The sequence below is a fragment of the Mesorhizobium sp. B283B1A genome (assembly GCF_020165735.1).
GTDB lineage: Bacteria > Pseudomonadota > Alphaproteobacteria > Rhizobiales > Rhizobiaceae > Mesorhizobium > Mesorhizobium opportunistum.
In genome coordinates, this window is the sequence record NZ_JAIUIQ010000016.1 from 118,615 (window position 1) to 134,793 (window position 16,179).

At 63.5% G+C, this 16,179-nt stretch carries 16 protein-coding genes; 12 read left to right on the forward strand and 4 right to left on the reverse strand.

The window, feature by feature from the left end; all coding sequences use genetic code 11:
- Positions 1-100: 100 nt before the first annotated feature.
- The 7 genes from phnL (at position 101) to phnE (LB577_RS16195) (ending at position 6,666) form a co-directional block, all read left to right on the forward strand.
- A complete protein-coding gene (phnL, locus tag LB577_RS16165) occupies positions 101-808 on the forward strand; it encodes a phosphonate C-P lyase system protein PhnL (protein ID WP_224687443.1) in 708 nt (235 codons plus the stop codon).
- Positions 805-1,422 (forward strand): DapH/DapD/GlmU-related protein, encoded by a 618-nt coding sequence (locus LB577_RS16170; RefSeq protein ID WP_023780599.1) that lies wholly within the window; start codon positions 805-807, stop codon positions 1,420-1,422. The genes phnL and LB577_RS16170 overlap by 4 nt, the downstream gene beginning before the upstream one ends.
- Before the next feature lie 83 nt (positions 1,423-1,505).
- Positions 1,506-2,216, forward strand: coding sequence for a DUF1868 domain-containing protein (locus tag LB577_RS16175; protein WP_224687444.1), 711 nt, complete (start codon positions 1,506-1,508; stop codon positions 2,214-2,216).
- A gap of 134 nt (positions 2,217-2,350) precedes the next feature.
- The gene (gene phnC, locus LB577_RS16180) at positions 2,351-3,208 is read left to right on the forward strand and encodes a phosphonate ABC transporter ATP-binding protein (protein ID WP_013892924.1); all 858 of its coding nucleotides are present in this window, start codon (positions 2,351-2,353) and stop codon (positions 3,206-3,208) included.
- 101 nt (positions 3,209-3,309) lie between these two features.
- Positions 3,310-4,218 (forward strand): phosphonate ABC transporter substrate-binding protein, encoded by a 909-nt coding sequence (gene phnD / locus LB577_RS16185; protein WP_023763978.1) that lies wholly within the window; start codon positions 3,310-3,312, stop codon positions 4,216-4,218.
- Between the two features lie 55 nt (positions 4,219-4,273).
- Positions 4,274-5,233 (forward strand): phosphonate ABC transporter, permease protein PhnE, encoded by a 960-nt coding sequence (gene phnE / locus LB577_RS16190; protein WP_224687445.1) that lies wholly within the window; start codon positions 4,274-4,276, stop codon positions 5,231-5,233.
- 65 nt (positions 5,234-5,298) lie between these two features.
- Complete coding sequence (gene phnE / locus LB577_RS16195; RefSeq protein ID WP_224687446.1) at positions 5,299-6,666, forward strand: phosphonate ABC transporter, permease protein PhnE; 1,368 nt, start codon at positions 5,299-5,301, stop codon at positions 6,664-6,666.
- A gap of 235 nt (positions 6,667-6,901) precedes the next feature.
- Here the strand turns inward: phnE (LB577_RS16195) and LB577_RS16200 are convergent, their stop codons facing one another.
- The 3 genes from LB577_RS16200 to LB577_RS16210 all read right to left on the reverse strand — a co-directional run bounded on the left by LB577_RS16200 (position 6,902) and on the right by LB577_RS16210 (position 10,157).
- Positions 6,902-7,753, reverse strand: a complete 852-nt coding sequence (locus LB577_RS16200; protein ID WP_224687447.1) for a sugar phosphate isomerase/epimerase family protein — start codon at positions 7,751-7,753, stop codon at positions 6,902-6,904.
- A 108-nt stretch (positions 7,754-7,861) separates the two neighbouring features.
- Positions 7,862-9,049: a Gfo/Idh/MocA family protein gene (locus LB577_RS16205; protein ID WP_224687448.1), complete on the reverse strand. Its 1,188-nt coding sequence runs from the start codon at positions 9,047-9,049 to the stop codon at positions 7,862-7,864.
- 52 nt (positions 9,050-9,101) lie between these two features.
- Positions 9,102-10,157, reverse strand: coding sequence for a sugar phosphate isomerase/epimerase family protein (locus LB577_RS16210; RefSeq protein ID WP_013892918.1), 1,056 nt, complete (start codon positions 10,155-10,157; stop codon positions 9,102-9,104).
- Positions 10,158-10,558: 401 nt separating this feature from the next.
- On the opposite strand from LB577_RS16210, the gene LB577_RS16215 reads away from it, so the two are divergent.
- Genes LB577_RS16215 through LB577_RS16235 form a run of 5 tightly spaced genes read left to right on the forward strand, consistent with a single transcriptional unit; the run spans position 10,559 to position 14,816 of the window.
- On the forward strand, positions 10,559-11,446 hold the full coding sequence (locus LB577_RS16215; RefSeq protein ID WP_013892917.1) for a sugar phosphate isomerase/epimerase family protein: 888 nt from the start codon (positions 10,559-10,561) through the stop codon (positions 11,444-11,446).
- A gap of 58 nt (positions 11,447-11,504) precedes the next feature.
- Complete coding sequence (locus tag LB577_RS16220; protein WP_224687449.1) at positions 11,505-12,674, forward strand: mandelate racemase/muconate lactonizing enzyme family protein; 1,170 nt, start codon at positions 11,505-11,507, stop codon at positions 12,672-12,674.
- A 2-nt stretch (positions 12,675-12,676) separates the two neighbouring features.
- Complete coding sequence (locus tag LB577_RS16225; protein ID WP_224687450.1) at positions 12,677-13,396, forward strand: FadR/GntR family transcriptional regulator; 720 nt, start codon at positions 12,677-12,679, stop codon at positions 13,394-13,396.
- Positions 13,397-13,398: 2 nt separating this feature from the next.
- Positions 13,399-14,385 carry a hydroxyacid dehydrogenase gene (locus LB577_RS16230; RefSeq protein WP_224687451.1) on the forward strand — a complete coding sequence of 329 codons (987 nt, stop codon included), beginning with the start codon at positions 13,399-13,401 and terminating at the stop codon, positions 14,383-14,385.
- A 41-nt stretch (positions 14,386-14,426) separates the two neighbouring features.
- Positions 14,427-14,816, forward strand: a complete 390-nt coding sequence (locus LB577_RS16235) for a hypothetical protein (RefSeq protein WP_224687452.1) — start codon at positions 14,427-14,429, stop codon at positions 14,814-14,816.
- A gap of 25 nt (positions 14,817-14,841) precedes the next feature.
- Here LB577_RS16235 and LB577_RS16240 read toward each other — a convergent pair whose 3' ends face one another.
- On the reverse strand, positions 14,842-16,137 hold the full coding sequence (locus LB577_RS16240; RefSeq protein ID WP_224687453.1) for an amidase: 1,296 nt from the start codon (positions 16,135-16,137) through the stop codon (positions 14,842-14,844).
- Positions 16,138-16,179 lie beyond the last annotated feature (42 nt).

The window sequence follows — 16,179 nt, forward strand, 5'->3', positions numbered from 1 at the left end:
GCGAGGCCGAAAAGCTTTCGATCTCCCCCCTTGAGGGGGAGATGGCCGGCAGGCCAGAGGGGGGCGCTGGCCCGCAAACGAACGACTGGAGAACCCTCTGATGCCGACGCCGCTCGTTGTCTCCGACGTTGCCAAGAGCTTCACCATGCACCTGCGTGACGGCATCAAACTGCCGGTCGTCGCTGGTGTCTCGTTCTCCATCAGGGCCGGCGAATGCACGGTGCTCGGCGGCCCGTCCGGTGCCGGCAAGAGCTCGATCCTGAAAATGCTCTACGGCAATTATGCCGTCGACGAGGGCCAGATCATCGTCACGCACGATGACGCGCTGATCGATCTCGCCAACGCCAGTCCGCGCACCGTTCTTGCCGTGCGCCGGCAGACGATCGGCTATGTCAGCCAGTTCCTGCGCACCGTGCCACGCGTCTCGGCGCTGGATGTGGTTGCCGAGCCGCTGGTCGAACGCGGTGAGGACCGTGAGGCGGCAAGAGGCAAGGCGCGCGCGCTGCTGGCACAGCTCAACCTGCCGGAGAAACTCTGGGCGCTGCCGCCGGCGACCTTCTCCGGCGGCGAGCAGCAGCGCGTCAACATCGCGCGCGGCTTCATCACCGAACACCCGATCCTGTTGCTCGACGAGCCGACCGCCTCGCTCGATGCGAGGAACCGCGACGTGGTGATCGAACTCATCGCCGCCAAGAAGGCGGATGGCGTCGCCCTGCTCGGCATCTTCCACGACCACGACGTGCGCGAGGCGGTGGCCGACCGCATCATCGACGTCACCGCTTTCGCTCCGGGAAAACTCGCCGCATGACCAGGAAATTGTCGGAGACGCCGCTGGTTCACCCGACAGCGGAGGTGCACAATTCTACGCTCGGCCGCTGGACCGAGATCGCCGACCGCAGCCGGGTTTCGGAAAGCGAACTCGGCGACTATTCCTACATGATGCAGGATTGCGCCGTCTGGTGCGCGACGATCGGCAAGTTTGCCAACATCGCCGCGAGCGTCCGCCTCAATGCCACCAACCACCCGACGTGGCGGCCGACGCTGCACCACTTCACCTACCGCGCCTCGGACTATTGGGACGACGCCGAGCACGAGAGCGAATTCTTCGCGGAGCGTCGCGCCAAGCGCGTCACCATCGGCCACGACACCTGGCTCGGCCATGGCTCGACCGTCCTGCCCGGCATAACGGTCGGCGATGGCGCGGCGGTTGGCGCTGGAGCCGTCGTATCGAAAGATGTCGCCCCCTACACGATCGTCGCCGGCGTGCCGGCAAAACCGATCCGCGAGCGCTTTGACCGCCGAACGGCCGAACGCTATCAGGCACTCGCCTGGTGGGATTGGGATCACGCTCGGCTGCGTGCCTCACTCGACGATTTCCGGGAACTGTCTGCCGAAGCCTTCCTGGAGAAATACGAGGGATAGCTCCTCACATCGTCGTCATGGGAACTCGTTCATATCCTTGACACACGACTCGGACACGAGGCCATCTCCCCAAGGAGATCGCAATGCCCGACACAATCAGCCCCTCGCTCGCCGGATTCTTTGCCGGCTCCAACCCGACCCCACCGGCGCATCTCGGCACGCGCTACGACAGCTCGGGCAGCTTCCTGATCGAGCCCGGCAACACCGTTGTCAGCCATCTGGTCGGCGGCTCGCCGTCGCAGGCCGTGGTGCTTGCGGTGCGCGAGAAGATGCTGGCGATGCCCGACGCCGACCGGCTCGCCTTCACCCCTGTCTCCAGCCTGCACATGACGCTGTTCCAGGGCATCATCGAATATCGCCGCCGCTTGCCCTACTGGCCTCAGGATGTGCCGCTCGACACCAGCATCGAGGCGATGACCCGCCTCTATCTGCAACGGCTGAAGGATTTTCGGGGCTTCGGCCCGTTCAACATCAGGGTGGTCGAAATCGTGCCGACCGGCCTCACCGTTGTCGGCGCGACCGACAACGACGTGCGCATCATGCGTCAATGGCGCGATGCCCTGGCGGTGCCGTTCGGGTACCGGCACCCCGATCACGGCGCTTACGTCTTCCACATCACCCTCGCCTATCAGATCCAGCGTCTTGCCGACGACAGGGCGGCCGCATGGCAGACGCTGTTCGACGATTGCCTGGCGCTTTTCGCGCGCCGGGCGCCGGTCATCGAGATCAAGCCGCCCGCCTTCTGCAGCTTCCGCGACATGGAGCATTTCGAGGAATTGCTGGTCCTCGGCTGATCGCGCGGAAACGGGCGCATGACGCAGCGCCTGTGGAGCGTAACAAAACTGACATCAAGGCGACACGGCAGGTTCATGTGGCTGCGTTAGGCGAGAAGCCTGACGATCAACATGGTCCTGACGGGAACCTGCCCATGCCAGCAACCTCAGCCACGCTCGAAATCCGCGGCGTCACCCGACGATTTGGCAAGAACACCGCTGTCAGCGATATCAACATCTCGATCCCGCAGGGTCAGATGGTCGGCGTCATCGGCCGTTCCGGCGCCGGCAAATCGACCCTTCTTCGCATGATCAACCGTCTCATCGATCCCAGCCAGGGGTCGATTTTTTTTGACGGCGCCGAGGTCTCCCAGTTGCGCGGCTCGCCGCTGCGGCGCTGGCAGCGCGACTGCGCCATGATCTTCCAGCAGTTCAACCTGGTGCCGCGCCTCGACGTGCTCACCAATGTGCTGCTCGGCAAGCTGAACCACCGTTCGACGATATCGAACCTTTTCGGCATGTTCTCCCGCGCCGAATGCGCCGAGGCCGTCGCCGCCCTTGAGCGGCTCGACATCGCCCGCACCGCACTGCAGCCCGCCGGAACGCTATCGGGCGGACAGCAGCAGCGCGTCGCCATCGCCCGCGCCATGATGCAGCAGCCCAGGGTAATTCTCGCCGACGAGCCGATCGCCTCGCTCGACCCGCTCAATGCCAAGGTGGTGATGGATTCGCTGCAGGACATCAATCTACGCGAAGGCATCACCGTCGTCACCAACCTCCACACGCTGGATACCGCCCGCACCTATTGCAACCGCATCATCGGCATGGCCGCCGGCAAGGTCGTTTTCGATGGCGCGCCGGAAGAGCTCGACCGCGAGGCCGTCCGCCTCGTCTACGGCGCCGACAGCAATGGTGGCGAGATTTCGGAGGCCATCACCTCCACCAGCGTTGCCTTCAAGCGAAAGATCGCCGCATCCGCCGGACCGCTCGAACCTGCATTCCCAGCTTACTGAGTTCAAGAAAGAGCGGCTCGGATCGTCCGCCCGCGTCAAGGGCACCTGTCAAAATCGATAACGCTGCCGGCGCGGGGCCGGAACCTACAGGAGAGATATCAATGTTCAGGAAGATGGTTCTCAGCGCCGTTTCGGTGCTCGCCATGGCCACCAGCATGGCCCACGCCGCCGATATGAAGGAATTCCGCGTCGGCATTCTCGGTGGCGAGAACGAAACCGACCGGCTGCGCAACTACCAGTGCCTGGCCGACCATTTGAAGGCCGAATTCGGCTTCGAAAAGGTCTCGCTGTTCCCGGCCGCCGACTATGACGGCGTCATCCAGGGCCTGCTCGGCGGTACGCTCGATTTCGCCGAACTCGGCGCTTCCGGCTACGCCAGCGTCGCGCTGAAGGACCCGAAGGCCGTTACCCCGATCCTCACCACCCAGCAGACCGACGGCGCCACCGGCTATTATTCGATCGGCCTGGCACTCAAGTCCTCCGGTATCACCGACATCAAATCGGCCAAGGGCAAGAAGCTCGGCTACGCCGATCCGGATTCGACCTCGGGCTACCTGATCCCGCTGACCCAGATCCCGAAGGACACCGGCGCTTCGAACGAGACCTTCTTCGCTTCGACCCAGTTCAACGGCGGCCACGAGAACAACGTCCTGGCCGTGCGTGACGGCAAGGTCGACGTCGCCGTGGACGATTCCTCGGGCATCGGCGACTTCAAGAACGGCTACACTTCGGGCACCTTCCACAAGGAAGTCGCCAAGGGCGCCGTCGACCCCAACGACTTCGTCGAAGTCTGGCGCTCGGGCCTGATTCCGAACGGCCCGCTCGTCGTGCGCACCGCGCTTGGCGACGACATGACCGCCAAGCTGACCGCCTTCTTCACCGACCTGCCCAAGAAGGACAAGGCTTGCTTCGAAGGCGTGGAAGGCGGCGATTTTACCGGCTACGTTCCGGTGAAGGCGGACTTCTACAACGTCATCGTCGAAGCCCGTAAGGCAGCCATCGGCGGCTAACGGCGAAATCGGAAAGGGCGGCGCTGAAAACGCCGCCCTTTTTGCATCTCCGATCATGACCCTTTCCGTGACAGCCCCCTCTTCTGGCGTTACCCACCAGATGGCCGATGCCTGGCGACGGCAGACGTCGTTGCGCCGGTTCTATACCGCCCTCGGCGTCGCGCTGCTGCTTGTCGCCATGCTCGCCAGCATGTGGTTCGCCGACGAAGCCAATGCCGGCCATTTCTTCGACCGGCTGCCGCACATCCTGGATTTCCTGAGCTGGCTCGTCCCCAAGGACTGGAATGACGTCTGGCGGGCTTTGTTCGACATCGCCTCGCCGCATGATACCGGCACCCAGGAATTCAACTTCCCGCTTGGCCGCGTCTATGTCTGGGGCGGTTTCTACATCCCCGAATATTTCGAGCTGATGCTGACCACGGTGAACGTGGCGCTGGTCTCCACCTTCATCGGTTTCGTCTTCGCCGTGCCATTCTCCTTCATCGCCGCGCGCAACCTGACGCCGCACCCCTTGCTGCGGCTGGTCGTCAAGCGCTTCATGGAGCTGCTGCGCGCCTTCCCCGAGATCGTCATCGCCGGCCTGTTCGCGGCCATCGTCTCGATCGGCCCGGTCGCCGCCATCATCGCCATCGGCCTGCATTCGATCGGCGCGCTGGGCAAGCTTTTCTACGAGATCAATGAGAACATCGACATGCGGGCCGAGGAAGGCCTGCGGGCGGTTGGCGCCAACTGGTTCGAGCGGGTTCGCTTTGCCGGCCTGCCGCAGGTTCTGCCGAACTTCATGTCCTACACGCTGCTGCGGATCGAGATCAACGTTCGCATCTCCACCATCATGGGTGCGGTCGGCGGCGGCGGCATTGGCGAGGAGCTCAAGCTCTCCATCTCGCGCGGCTTCGGCGCCAAGACGCTGGCCCTGGTGCTGCTCCTGTTCACCACCATCTTCATCGTCGACCAGTTCTCAGCCTGGCTGCGCCGCAAGCTCGTCGGCGAGCAGGCCTTCGTGATGGGGGCTTAGACCATGGTACCGAAAAGTGGAGGCCGGTTTTCGGAAGAGATCATGGTCAAACAAAAAGATGAATCATGGCGACCATGACGTCAGACGAAATCAGCGCGATCGAGGACCGCTTTCCGCAGGTGTTCCGGCGGCCGGCCTACAAGCGCTTCGGTCCGCTGTTCCTGCTTCTGGGCACGGTGCTCTACCTCGCCTATGCGATGTGGTTCTTCAGCCTGCCGCAGGTGCTGCGGGAATCGCACTGGGAGCGCCTGCCGCTGTTCCTGTCGCAGTGGGTCAGCTACGATCTGCAGCCGGAGTTTCGCCTCGACCAACCCGAGATCACGCCAAAATATCCGCGCTTCTCCGCGCTTGGCGAGAAGCCGAACCCCGACTGGGTGATCAGGAACCCGGACGGCACGTTCACCGTGCAGATCGACGGGCCGGCTAAATCCGTCACTTTCGACAAGGCGCAGGCGACGATCATGGCCAACGGCCAGACCGTGCCTGTCACGCTGACCAGCGGCAAGCCGGTTATCTCAGGCCCGGTGCCGGACTGGATCACCGCGCATGACGATGAAGTGGTCGCCAAGATGGGCTTCGCCGGCGAGGTGCGCGTCACCGTCGACCGCGTCAAAGTGCGCAAGCGCTTCCTCGGCTGGGCGAATTTCGTCTTCGACACCCGCTCGCCCTTCTTCGGCAAATCGGCGGGAGACGTGGTCTCGCTGATCGTGTCCGGGCCGCAGCTGAAACCCGGCACCTCGAACCTCGCGCTTGCCGGCGACAACATCTGGAACAACGCCCAATGGCAGCACGGCGACGTCTGGACGAAGCTGCTGCAGACCATCGTCATGGCGTTTCTCGGCACGCTGCTCGGGGGCATCGTCGCCTTTCCGCTGGCATTCTTCGCCGCCCGCAATATCACGCCGAGCGGATTGCTGAGCCAAGTGCTCAAGCGCTTCTTCGACTTCATGCGCTCGGTCGACATGCTGATCTGGGCATTGTTCTTCACCCGCGCCTTCGGGCCAGGGCCACTGGCCGGCAGCGCGGCGATCTTCTTCACCGAGATCGGCACGCTCGGCAAAACCTATTCCGAGGCGTTGGAGAACATCGACGACAAGCCGCGCGAGGGCGTTGTCTCGACCGGCGCCAACGGCCTTCTGGTGCAGCGCTACGGCGTGATACCGGAAGTGGTGCCCGTGTTCATCAGCCAGACGCTCTACCAGTGGGAATCCAACACCCGCGGCGCTACCATCATCGGCGCAGTCGGCGCCGGCGGCATCGGCCTGAAATTGTGGGAAGCGATGCGCACCAACTCCAACTGGGCCAACGTCTTCTACATGGTTCTGCTGACGCTGGTGGTCGTCTTCATCTTCGACAACATCTCCAACTTCCTGCGCCGCAGGCTCAGCCGGACGATCCACGATTACAACAGGATCCAGGCTGAACAGGAGTAGGCATCTTCCAGAATGAGGCGAGACGTCGGCGGGACAGCACCCCCCTCTGGCCTGCCGGCCATCTCCCCCGCAAGGAGGGGAGATTGGCAGTTTCACAGGTGGCGCCTCCATTGCAACACTGGAGACTGGCGAAAGCCAGCACAACATCCGATCTCCCCCCTTGCGGGGGAGATGTCCGGCAGGACAGAGGGGGGTGTGAAGGAACGCGGCGTTCGTTGGACGGCGGCATTGTTACCTAAGCCGCCCCTCTCCACCCATCCTTGATATGCTTATACCCATCCCGATAAACCGCTTCCGGGCTCTCCGAAAAATCGCGCCACACCTTGGTCGCCGCCGCCAGTTCCTTAAGCGAGCGGCCGAAAGCTTCGATCGTCAGCCAGTCGTCGTAACCGCTCTTGCGGATCGCTGCGAACGTCTCTTTCCACGGAATGTTGCCGCGTCCCGGCACGCCGCGATCGTTTTCCGAAATATGGATGTGCACGATATTGCGGCGGTGCTTCGTGTAGGCGCCGATCGGATCGGCCTCTTCGATATTGGCGTGGAATGTGTCGTACATCGCCTTGATATGCGGCCGGCCGATGGCGTCGATATGCTCCGACAGGTCGGCCATCGTGTTGAGAAGATAGCATTCGAAGCGGTTCAGCGCCTCGAGCCCGATGGTGACGTTCCGCTTGCCGGCATGGTCGCCGATGGCGCGTTGCGAGGCGATCGAGCGTTTCTTCTCGGCGGCTGTCGGCCCGGAACCGGAAAAGGCGCCGAGCGTCGAATGCAGCGGGCCGCTCAGCGTGCGGGCGCCAAGCGCCTCGGCGCAATCGACAGCCCATTTCATGTAATCGATACCGGCCTTGCGCGTGGCCGCATCTGCCGAGATCAGGTTCATCGCCGGATCGCCCATTGCCGAAACGGCGGTCCGCTCCAGCCCGATGCGATCGAGCAGGTCGCCCAATTTCCTGTAGTCGTCGGGGGTGCCGGCGAAGATCGGTATCTCGACACCATCGAAGCCGGTCGCCTTGATGTCGCGTAGCAGCGGCTCGTGCTTCTTAGACACCGCCGTCGTCCACAAGAACATGCACATGCCGATTTTCATCGACTCCCCTCCCCATTTTACGGCGCACTGGCTGTTCCGCCAGCTTCGCGCCATGCTCCCTCATCCGGCCGCTTCGCGGCCACCGTCTCCCCAAGGGAAGGCGCGCGCCTACAGCTTCGTCCACGCCCCATTCTTCTTCGACGACTTCACACAGGCCTCGATGAAGGCCATGCCCTCGACGCCGTCGGCGATCGTTGGGAAGACGACATCCTTTGCCGGTTTGCCGCCCTTCCTGCGCGCTGCCCGGATGGCGCGTGCGGCTTCCTGGTAAATGTTGGCGAAACCTTCCAGATAGCCTTCGGGATGGCCGGAAGGAACGCGGCTGACACGGCCCGCCACCGGCAGCGCGCCGGCACCGTTGCGGGTGATCAATTGCTTCGGCTGCCCGAACGGCGTGTACCAGAGATAGTTCGGATCGGCCTGCACCCATTCCAGCCCGCCCTTCGAGCCATAGATGCGCAACTTCAGCCCGTTCTCATGTCCGGGCGCCACCTGGCTTGCCCAGATCATGCCCTTGGCCGGATGCGTCTTGCCGGCGGGCTTGAAGCGCAGCATGACGTTGACATTGTCGTCGAGCAGCCGCCCCGGCACGAAGGCGTCGAGATCGGCAGAGAGCGAATCAAGTTCCAATCCGGAGACGAAGCGGGCGAGATTGTAGGCATGCGTGCCGATGTCGCCCAGCGCACCGCCCGCACCCGCCTGCTTCGGATCGCCGCGCCATGATGCCTGTTTCTGGCCGGTGGCGGCGAGATCCTCGGTCAGCCAGTCCTGCGGATATTCGGACTGCACGATGCGGATGTCGCCGAGCACGCCCTTGGCCACCATCTCGCGTGCCTGCCGCACCATCGGATAGGCGGTGTAATTGTGGGTGAGCACGAACACCTTGCCGGTCTTCTCGACGATCGCCGCGAGCTTCTTCGCCTCGGCCAGCGTCGTCGCCAGCGGCTTGTCGCAGATGACGTGGATGCCCGCCTCGAGAAACGCCTTGGCTGCCGGCACATGCACATTGTTGGGCGTCACGATGGCCACCGCCTCGATACCGTCCGGACGTTTGGCCTCGGCCTTGGCCATCTCGGCATAGGAGGCATAGCTGCGATCGGGATCGAGCCCGAGTTCGGCCGCCGAGGCCTGGGCACGCGCCGGGTCGGACGACAGCGCACCGGCAACCAGCACGAAATCATTGTCCAAGCGCGCCGCGATCCGGTGCACCGCGCCGATGAAGGCGCCCTGCCCGCCGCCGACCATGCCGTAGCGGATCGGGCCGCCTCCCGTCTCCGACTTCGATGCGCCGACCATGTCTTTCTCCCTCATGTCTGAAATATCATTCCCTCGATGGAGGGAAGCCGCGTCAAATTCCCATCATGGCGCGCAACAGCTTCTTGTCGGTGGTGCCGGCGGCGAAATCGTCGAATGCCTTCTCCGTCACCCGAATGATGTGGTGCTGGATGAAGGGCGCCCCTTCGGCAGCACCGTCTTCCGGATGCTTCAGGCAGCATTCCCATTCCAGCACCGCCCAGGAATCATAATTGTACTGCGTCAGCTTGGAGAAGATGCCGCCGAAATCCACCTGCCCGTCGCCGAGCGAACGGAAGCGGCCGGCACGGTTGGTCCAGCTCTGATAGCCGGAATAGACGCCTTGCCGGCCGGTCGGGTTGAACTCGGCGTCCTTGACGTGGAAGGCCTTGATGCGCTCGTGATAGATGTCGATGAATTCGAGATAATCGAGCTGCTGCAGCAGGAAGTGCGACGGATCGTAATTGATGTTGCAGCGCTTGTGGCCGCCGACCGCGTCGAGGAACATTTCGAAAGTGGCGCCGTCGAACACGTCCTCAGAGGGGTGAATTTCGTAGCCGACATCGACGCCATTGTCCTCGTAGACGTCGAGGATCGGCTTCCAGCGTTTGCCTAGCTCGCCAAACGCTTCCTCAATGAGTCCAGCCGGCCGCTGCGGGAACGGATAGAGGTAAGGGAAAGCCAGCGAGCCGGTAAACGACACAGAAGCATTCAGTCCCAGATTGCGCGATGCTTTGGCGCCGAACTTCATCTGTTCGACAGCCCACTTCTGCCGGGCTGCGGGATTATTGTGCACCGACGGCGGCGCAAAGCCATCCATCTGCGCGTCATAGGCTGGATGAACCGCGACCAGCTGCCCCTGCAGATGCGTCGACAGTTCGGTGATCTCGACGCCGGCGTCAGCGCAGATGCCCTTCACCTCGTCGCAATAGGCCTTGGAAGACGCCGCTTTCTCGAGGTCGAACAGGCGTGCGTCCCAGGTCGGGATCTGCACGCCCTTGTAACCGAGACCCGCGGCCCATTTGGTGATCGAAGGCAGCGAATTGAACGGCGCCGCATCACCCGCGAACTGCGCCAGAAACAGTCCAGGACCCTTCATTGTCGTCGGCATCGGCATCCTCCTCATTTGTCGCGACCAAGCATAGCGCCGATTGGAAGCAGGGCCAGCCATTTTGGTCTTCTCGCATCGTGCGCTTTGCAGGCACTGCCATTCTGGTATTACCAAATGAGCAAATTTGGTCAAGTCTCCCAATGCGCCGCCAAAGCCCTCCAGCTACTCAAAATGATGGCATATATCGCAATGTAATCAATAGAGTAATCCGCACGAAAAGTTGCGATGCCGCGCTTCTTGCCGTTCCGGGGAATTTGCTGTAGACCTCATTTGAGGCCCAATTGGTCGAACCAGTTTGCAAGGAAAAGGCTGGGGATGCCTTGGGGAGGAACCCTTGCGTCGCCTTTCGGCGATGCATGTCGCAGGCAAACCATACGAACGAATTTTGGGAAGGACGGACCATGCATCTTTCGACGCACAACTGGATGCGCGCGGAACCTCTGGAGACGACGCTCAAGCGCATCAAGAAATTCGGCTATGAGTCGATCGAGATTTCCGGCGAGCCCGAACAGTACAAGACCAAGGAGACGCGGGCGCTGCTGAAGGAACATGGCATCCGCTGCTGGGGCGCGGTCACCTTGATGCTGGGCGAACGCAACCTCGCCGCCAGGAACCAGGGCCAGCGCGAGCGCTCGGTGCAGTATGTCAAGGACGTGCTGACCATGGTCAGCGAACTCGATGGCGAGATCATCACGCTTGTCCCCGCGACCGTCGGCAAGGTGGTGCCTGACGGCACCGAGGAAGAGGAATGGAAGTGGGTGGTCGATGCGACCCGCGAGTGCTTCACCCACGCCAAGAAGGTCGGCGTCAAGATCGCGGTCGAGCCGCTGAACCGCTTCGAGACCTATCTGTTCAACCGTGGCGCCCAGGCGCTGGCGCTGGCCGACGCGGTCAGCCCCGAATGCGGCGTCTGCCTCGACGCTTATCACATCCACATGGAGGAATTTAACGTCCACGACGCTATCCGCCAGGTCGGAAAGCGCCTGTTCGACTTCCACGTCGCCGACAACAACCGCTTCGCCGCCGGCCTCGGCCAGATCGACTGGCCCAGGATCGTCGCCACCTTGAAGGAAGTCGGCTACGACGGCGCGCTGACCAACGAGTTCGTCGCCCCGGTCGACCGCACGCCGGCGGCACCCTACCCCGAAATGGTCGAGCGCCATCCGGTCGACATCTCGCCTGAACAGCTGAAGTTCATCCAGGACCACGGCTCCAGCGTGCTCACCGAAAAATTCTACACCGACCAGATGCGCATCACCGCCGAAACGCTGCTGCCGCTGATCAAGTAGTCGACTGCTTTGGGATTTTGCCCTTTCGCCCTGGCCGGCGGCAGGGCTGGGGAAAAATATGCGCATCAAGACCGTCCAAGCCTGGTGGGTCCGCATCCCGATCGAAGCCGCTCGGCAACACCGTAGCGACTTCGGCCAGGTCACGACCTTCGACGCCGCCATCCTGCGCATCGAAACCGATGATGGGCTGGTCGGCTGGGGCGAAGGCAAGAACGCCGCCGGCAGCGCCGGCAGTTACGGCGCCCTTGTCCATATGTTGAACCATGAGGTTGGGCCGCAACTGATCGGCCGCGATCCGACCGATATCGGCGTCATTTGGGAAATGCTCTACAACGGCGTGCGCCACGACAGCGCCGCGCGCACCGGCCATGCCATGCCGCAGCTGGCGCGGCGCGGCATGAGTGTCGCCGCCATCAGCGCCGTCGACATTGCGCTCTGGGATATTCTGGGCAAATCGCTGGGCGTCCCGGTCTGGCGGCTGCTGGGCGGCCGCAAGGCCGACCGCATGCAGGCCTATGCCTCGGGCGGCTGGGCTGCCGCCGATGCCATCGGCGAGCAATTGAAGTCCTATATCGCCCGGGGCGGCTTCAAGGCGCTGAAGATGCGGGTCGGCGCCATGGATGGCGCCGCGCACATTTCCGCCGCGCGTGTCCGCGCCGCGCGCCAGGCGCTCGGTCCCGATGTCGAACTGATGGTCGACGCCCACGGCACCTATACGGTCGCCGAAGCAAAGCGCTTCATCCATCTCGTCAACGACCTCGATCTCGCCTGGTTCGAAGAGCCGATCATTGCCGATGACAAGCCGGGCATGGCTGAAGTGCGCGCCTCGGGCGCCGTCCCCATCGCCACCGGCGAAAGCGAGGCGACGCGCTATGCCTTCCGCGACCTCGCCGTGCTCAAGGCCGCCGACATCTTCCAGCCGGATCCCGCCTTCTGCGGCGGCATCAGCGAGGCGATGAAGATCGGCACCATCGCCAGCGCCTTCAACCTGCGCTTTGCGCCGCATCTGTGGGCCGGCGCCCCCTGCTTCTTTGCCGGGCTGCATGTCTGCGCCGCCTCGCCGGCGAGTTTCACGGTCGAATATTCGCTCGGCGCCAACCCGATGATCCACGATCTGATCGAAGAGACTGTCGAAGCAAGGGACGGTATGATAGCGATCCCCGAAAAGCCGGGTCTGGGATTCACCATTTCGGAGCGGTTCCTGGAGGCGCACGCGCAACGCAATTGACGATGAAAGAAAAGAACCTCCTCGCGGAACTCGCCGCCTATCTGTTCTCCCACTCGGACAAGGAGACCGGCCGGACACCGTCGGAACGTGAGCTGGCGGAGCATTTCGGCGTCAGCCGGGGCCAGATCCGCGAAGCGCTCGCCATCCTCGAAGCCATGCGGATCGTCGAACGCCGTGCCAAGTCCGGCATCTACATCGACACCAAGCAGGCGAGCGTCGAGGCGCTGGCGCTGTTTGCCCGCGCCGGGCTGCCACTCGATCCGCTGCAGATTTACGAGACTGTCGAGTTGCGCAAGATCCACGAGATCAAGGCCGCCGAGCTTGCCTGTTCGCGTGCCACCGAGGAGAATTTCGAACGCCTGCGGGAAATCCTCAGGGCTTCCGAGGAGCGCATCGCCGCCGGCGAGGGCCTTGCCAAGGAGGATCGCGAATTCCACCTTGAGATCGTGCGCGCCACCAAGAACAGCGTCTTCCACAACATCTGCAGCGTCTACTATCTGATGGGCGAGCAGCGCCTGCCGATCTATTTCAACGATCCCGAACGCAGCGTGCGTTCGCATGCCGAGCACGTGCAGATCTACGAGGCGCTGCTGCGCCGCGACGGCAACCTCGCCCAGGCGCTGATGAGCGCACATCTGCAGGGTGCCGAAAGCTACTGGAAGGGCCTGATCGAAGGCGGCATGGCGGCTATTCCGCCGAGCCCTGCGCTCGAAAAGGTCTGACCGTGGCCCAGCCAAAGATCCTGTCGACCCATCCGCTGCACCCGCGCGCCGCGGCCAAACTGGCGGGCGCCGGCCAGCTTGTGATCGCATCGGCGCTCGATGCCGGCACCTTGGCCAGGGAGGCGAAGGACGCCGACATTGTCATCGTGCGTGCACCGCTGCCGCCGGCGCTGTTCGAGGGTGCCTGGAAGCTGAGGGCGGCCATCCGCCATGGCGCCGGGCTCGACATGATCCCGATGGAGGCGGCGGCCGCCGCCGGCGTGCTGGTGGCCAATGTGCCGGCGGTCAATGCGCGCTCGGTTGCCGAACACGTCATGTTCACTGCACTTGCCCTGCTTCGGCAATTCCGCAGGGTCGACCGCGACCTGCGCGCCAAAGGCTGGCTCGCCGGACGCGAGCATGCCAACGCCAACGTCGAACTCGGCGGCAAGACCATCGGCATCGTCGGCCTTGGCGCCGTCGGCCAGGCTGTCGGCCATATCGCAGCGCACGGCTTCGACTTGAAAGTGGTGGCCACGACGCGCAGCATGCAGCCGGCACCGGAAAAGGTCGGATTCCTGTCGATCGACGCGCTGGTCGAGCAGAGCGATATCATCGTGCTCTGCTGCCCGCTGACGCCGGAGACGCGCGGCCTGATCAGCCGAGAGCGCATCGCCCGCATGAAACCCAATGCGCTGTTGATCAACGTGTCGCGAGGCCCGGTCGTCGATGACGACGCGTTGATCGAGGCCTTGCAGAAGCGCCGTATCGGCGGTGCCGCGCTCGACGTTTTCTCGACGCAGCCGCTGCCGTCAAATCATCCCTATTTCGGCTTCGACAACGTCATCATCACCCCACATATGGCAGGGATTACCGAGGAATCGATGATGCGCATGGGCGTCGGCGCCGCGGGCGAAGCCCTGCTGGTGCTGGCTGGCAAACTGCCGGTCAACCTGCGCAATCCGGAAGTGGTCGATCACTACCGGCGGCGCTTTCCGCTCGACATATAGCGCATCGCGGTTTCGCCCCAATTCTCCGCGACGTTGCAACCATGTCCGGTTTTCGCCTCGCATTTCTGACTGTTGTAGCTTCGTCGATCTTCGCTGTGCCGGCACTCGCCGCAGGCGAAAGCAGTTATGTCTATTGCGACAACGGGCTTCGCTGCTTCAAGGCGCCCTGCCCGTCGAACAGCGCGCTCGACCTTGCCACCGGCACGATCATCAAGGGAGTATCGATCGACACCAGCGGATTGCCGCAGGCCGACAAGGCGATAACGGACCAGTCCGACATGCTCTACAGCGGAAAGATCGTGGTCAGGGGTTCGATCGAGCATCGCACCCAAACCATCACCGGCAAGGACTACAGCCTGCCCTGGCTGGTCGCGACCCGCATCGTGCGCACCGCCAAGGATAGTGAACGCAAGCACTGTTCGTCGCACTGATCCACCATCAGCGGTCGACTGCCGATCATCCGCCCAGCAGCCTCTCCACTTCAGCGGCAATCCGCAAAAGACGGCGATCATGGCCATTGCGCGCCACCAGCATCAGCCCCGCGGGTAGCGTCATGCCCGGCATCGGCAGCGAGATCGCGCAGAGGTCGAACTGGTTGGCAACCTGCGTGTTGCGCAGCAGCAGGCCCTCTATGTGATCGCGCAGCTCGGCATTCTCGGCCATCGATACGATGCTCGGCGCCGTCACCGGCGTCGTCGGCAAGGCCAGCACATCGACCGATGTCAGCCGCTCGTCCATGGCGGCGGCCAGCGCAGCGCGGCGGCGCAAGGCCCTGATGTAGACCGGCGTCGGTATGGCGGCTGCCCGCGACAAAGGCCCGCTGACATGCGGGTCGACCGGCACCGATGCTCCCGTCGCCAGCCAGTCGGCATGGATTTCAGCCCCTTCCATCGCAGCGATCGAGCCACGCTTGGTCGCCGCGCGCATCTCTCCAAGCAGATCGTCTATCGACATGTCAGCCAGGCGCGCATCTGCCTGTTCGATCTTGCCGAGACAATGCTCGAACGCCGCGGTCACCCCGCTTTCCGCGTCTCCGAAAAGAATGCCGCGCGGAATGCCGATGCGAAGGCCTGAAACCGGGATCGGCGCCAGATCGGCCGGCACATTGCCGGCCATCACGGCATCGGCAGCGGCACACTGGGCTACCGTTCGAGCGAGCGGCCCGATCGAGTCCAACGTGCCTGACAGCGGAAAGGCACCGGTCAGCGGCACGCGCCGCGCCGTCGGCTTGAAGCCGACGATGCCGTTTAGCGACGCTGGTATGCGCACCGAGCCGCCGGTGTCGGAGCCGATCGATATTTCGCTCGTCGCCTCGCCGACGGAAACGCCGGCACCCGAGGACGAACCGCCGGGAATGCGGCTGGCATCGACGGCATTGCCTGGCGTGCCGTAGTGCATGTTGTCGCCGATCGCGGTGAAGGCGAATTCGGTCATGTTGGTCTTGCCGATGATCACCGCGCCGGCTTGCCGGAGCCGGCTGACGATGGCGGCATCGCGTAGCGCGGGCGTGGCAGTTTTGCGCATCAGCGAGCCGGCCGTGGTTGGTTCGCCGGCGACATCGAACAGATCCTTGACCGAGACGATGGTGCCGTCGAGCGGTCCAAGTGTCACGTCTGCCCGTTTGCGGGCATCACTGGCATCGGCTGCCGCCCGCGCCACTTCGGCGTAGAGCTTGGTGAACACGCGTTCCTCACCGGCACGAGCGGCAAGGCGCGCCAGGATGATTTCCAGATGATCGCGGGCTGACTGCATTTTCGGTGTCGGACTCCGGACGCCTCGAACGTCCTTGGGCAA

Excerpts from the sequence above, each read along its gene's own strand:
- LB577_RS16200 (WP_224687447.1), bottom strand. The coding sequence starts at position 7,753 with ATGAAAATCGGCATGTGCATGTTCTTGTGGACGACGGCGGTGTCTAAG.
- LB577_RS16225 (WP_224687450.1), top strand. The coding sequence starts at position 12,677 with ATGAAAGAAAAGAACCTCCTCGCGGAACTCGCCGCCTATCTGTTCTCC.
- LB577_RS16170 (WP_023780599.1), top strand. The coding sequence starts at position 805 with ATGACCAGGAAATTGTCGGAGACGCCGCTGGTTCACCCGACAGCGGAG.
- LB577_RS16240 (WP_224687453.1), bottom strand. The coding sequence starts at position 16,137 with ATGCAGTCAGCCCGCGATCATCTGGAAATCATCCTGGCGCGCCTTGCC.
- LB577_RS16175 (WP_224687444.1), top strand. The coding sequence starts at position 1,506 with ATGCCCGACACAATCAGCCCCTCGCTCGCCGGATTCTTTGCCGGCTCC.
- LB577_RS16210 (WP_013892918.1), bottom strand. The coding sequence starts at position 10,157 with ATGCCGACGACAATGAAGGGTCCTGGACTGTTTCTGGCGCAGTTCGCG.
- phnL (WP_224687443.1), top strand. The coding sequence starts at position 101 with ATGCCGACGCCGCTCGTTGTCTCCGACGTTGCCAAGAGCTTCACCATG.
- LB577_RS16235 (WP_224687452.1), top strand. The coding sequence starts at position 14,427 with ATGTCCGGTTTTCGCCTCGCATTTCTGACTGTTGTAGCTTCGTCGATC.
- phnC (WP_013892924.1), top strand. The coding sequence starts at position 2,351 with ATGCCAGCAACCTCAGCCACGCTCGAAATCCGCGGCGTCACCCGACGA.
- phnD (WP_023763978.1), top strand. The coding sequence starts at position 3,310 with ATGTTCAGGAAGATGGTTCTCAGCGCCGTTTCGGTGCTCGCCATGGCC.
- phnE (WP_224687445.1), top strand. The coding sequence starts at position 4,274 with ATGACCCTTTCCGTGACAGCCCCCTCTTCTGGCGTTACCCACCAGATG.
- phnE (WP_224687446.1), top strand. The coding sequence starts at position 5,299 with ATGGCGACCATGACGTCAGACGAAATCAGCGCGATCGAGGACCGCTTT.
- LB577_RS16220 (WP_224687449.1), top strand. The coding sequence starts at position 11,505 with ATGCGCATCAAGACCGTCCAAGCCTGGTGGGTCCGCATCCCGATCGAA.
- LB577_RS16205 (WP_224687448.1), bottom strand. The coding sequence starts at position 9,049 with ATGGTCGGCGCATCGAAGTCGGAGACGGGAGGCGGCCCGATCCGCTAC.
- LB577_RS16215 (WP_013892917.1), top strand. The coding sequence starts at position 10,559 with ATGCATCTTTCGACGCACAACTGGATGCGCGCGGAACCTCTGGAGACG.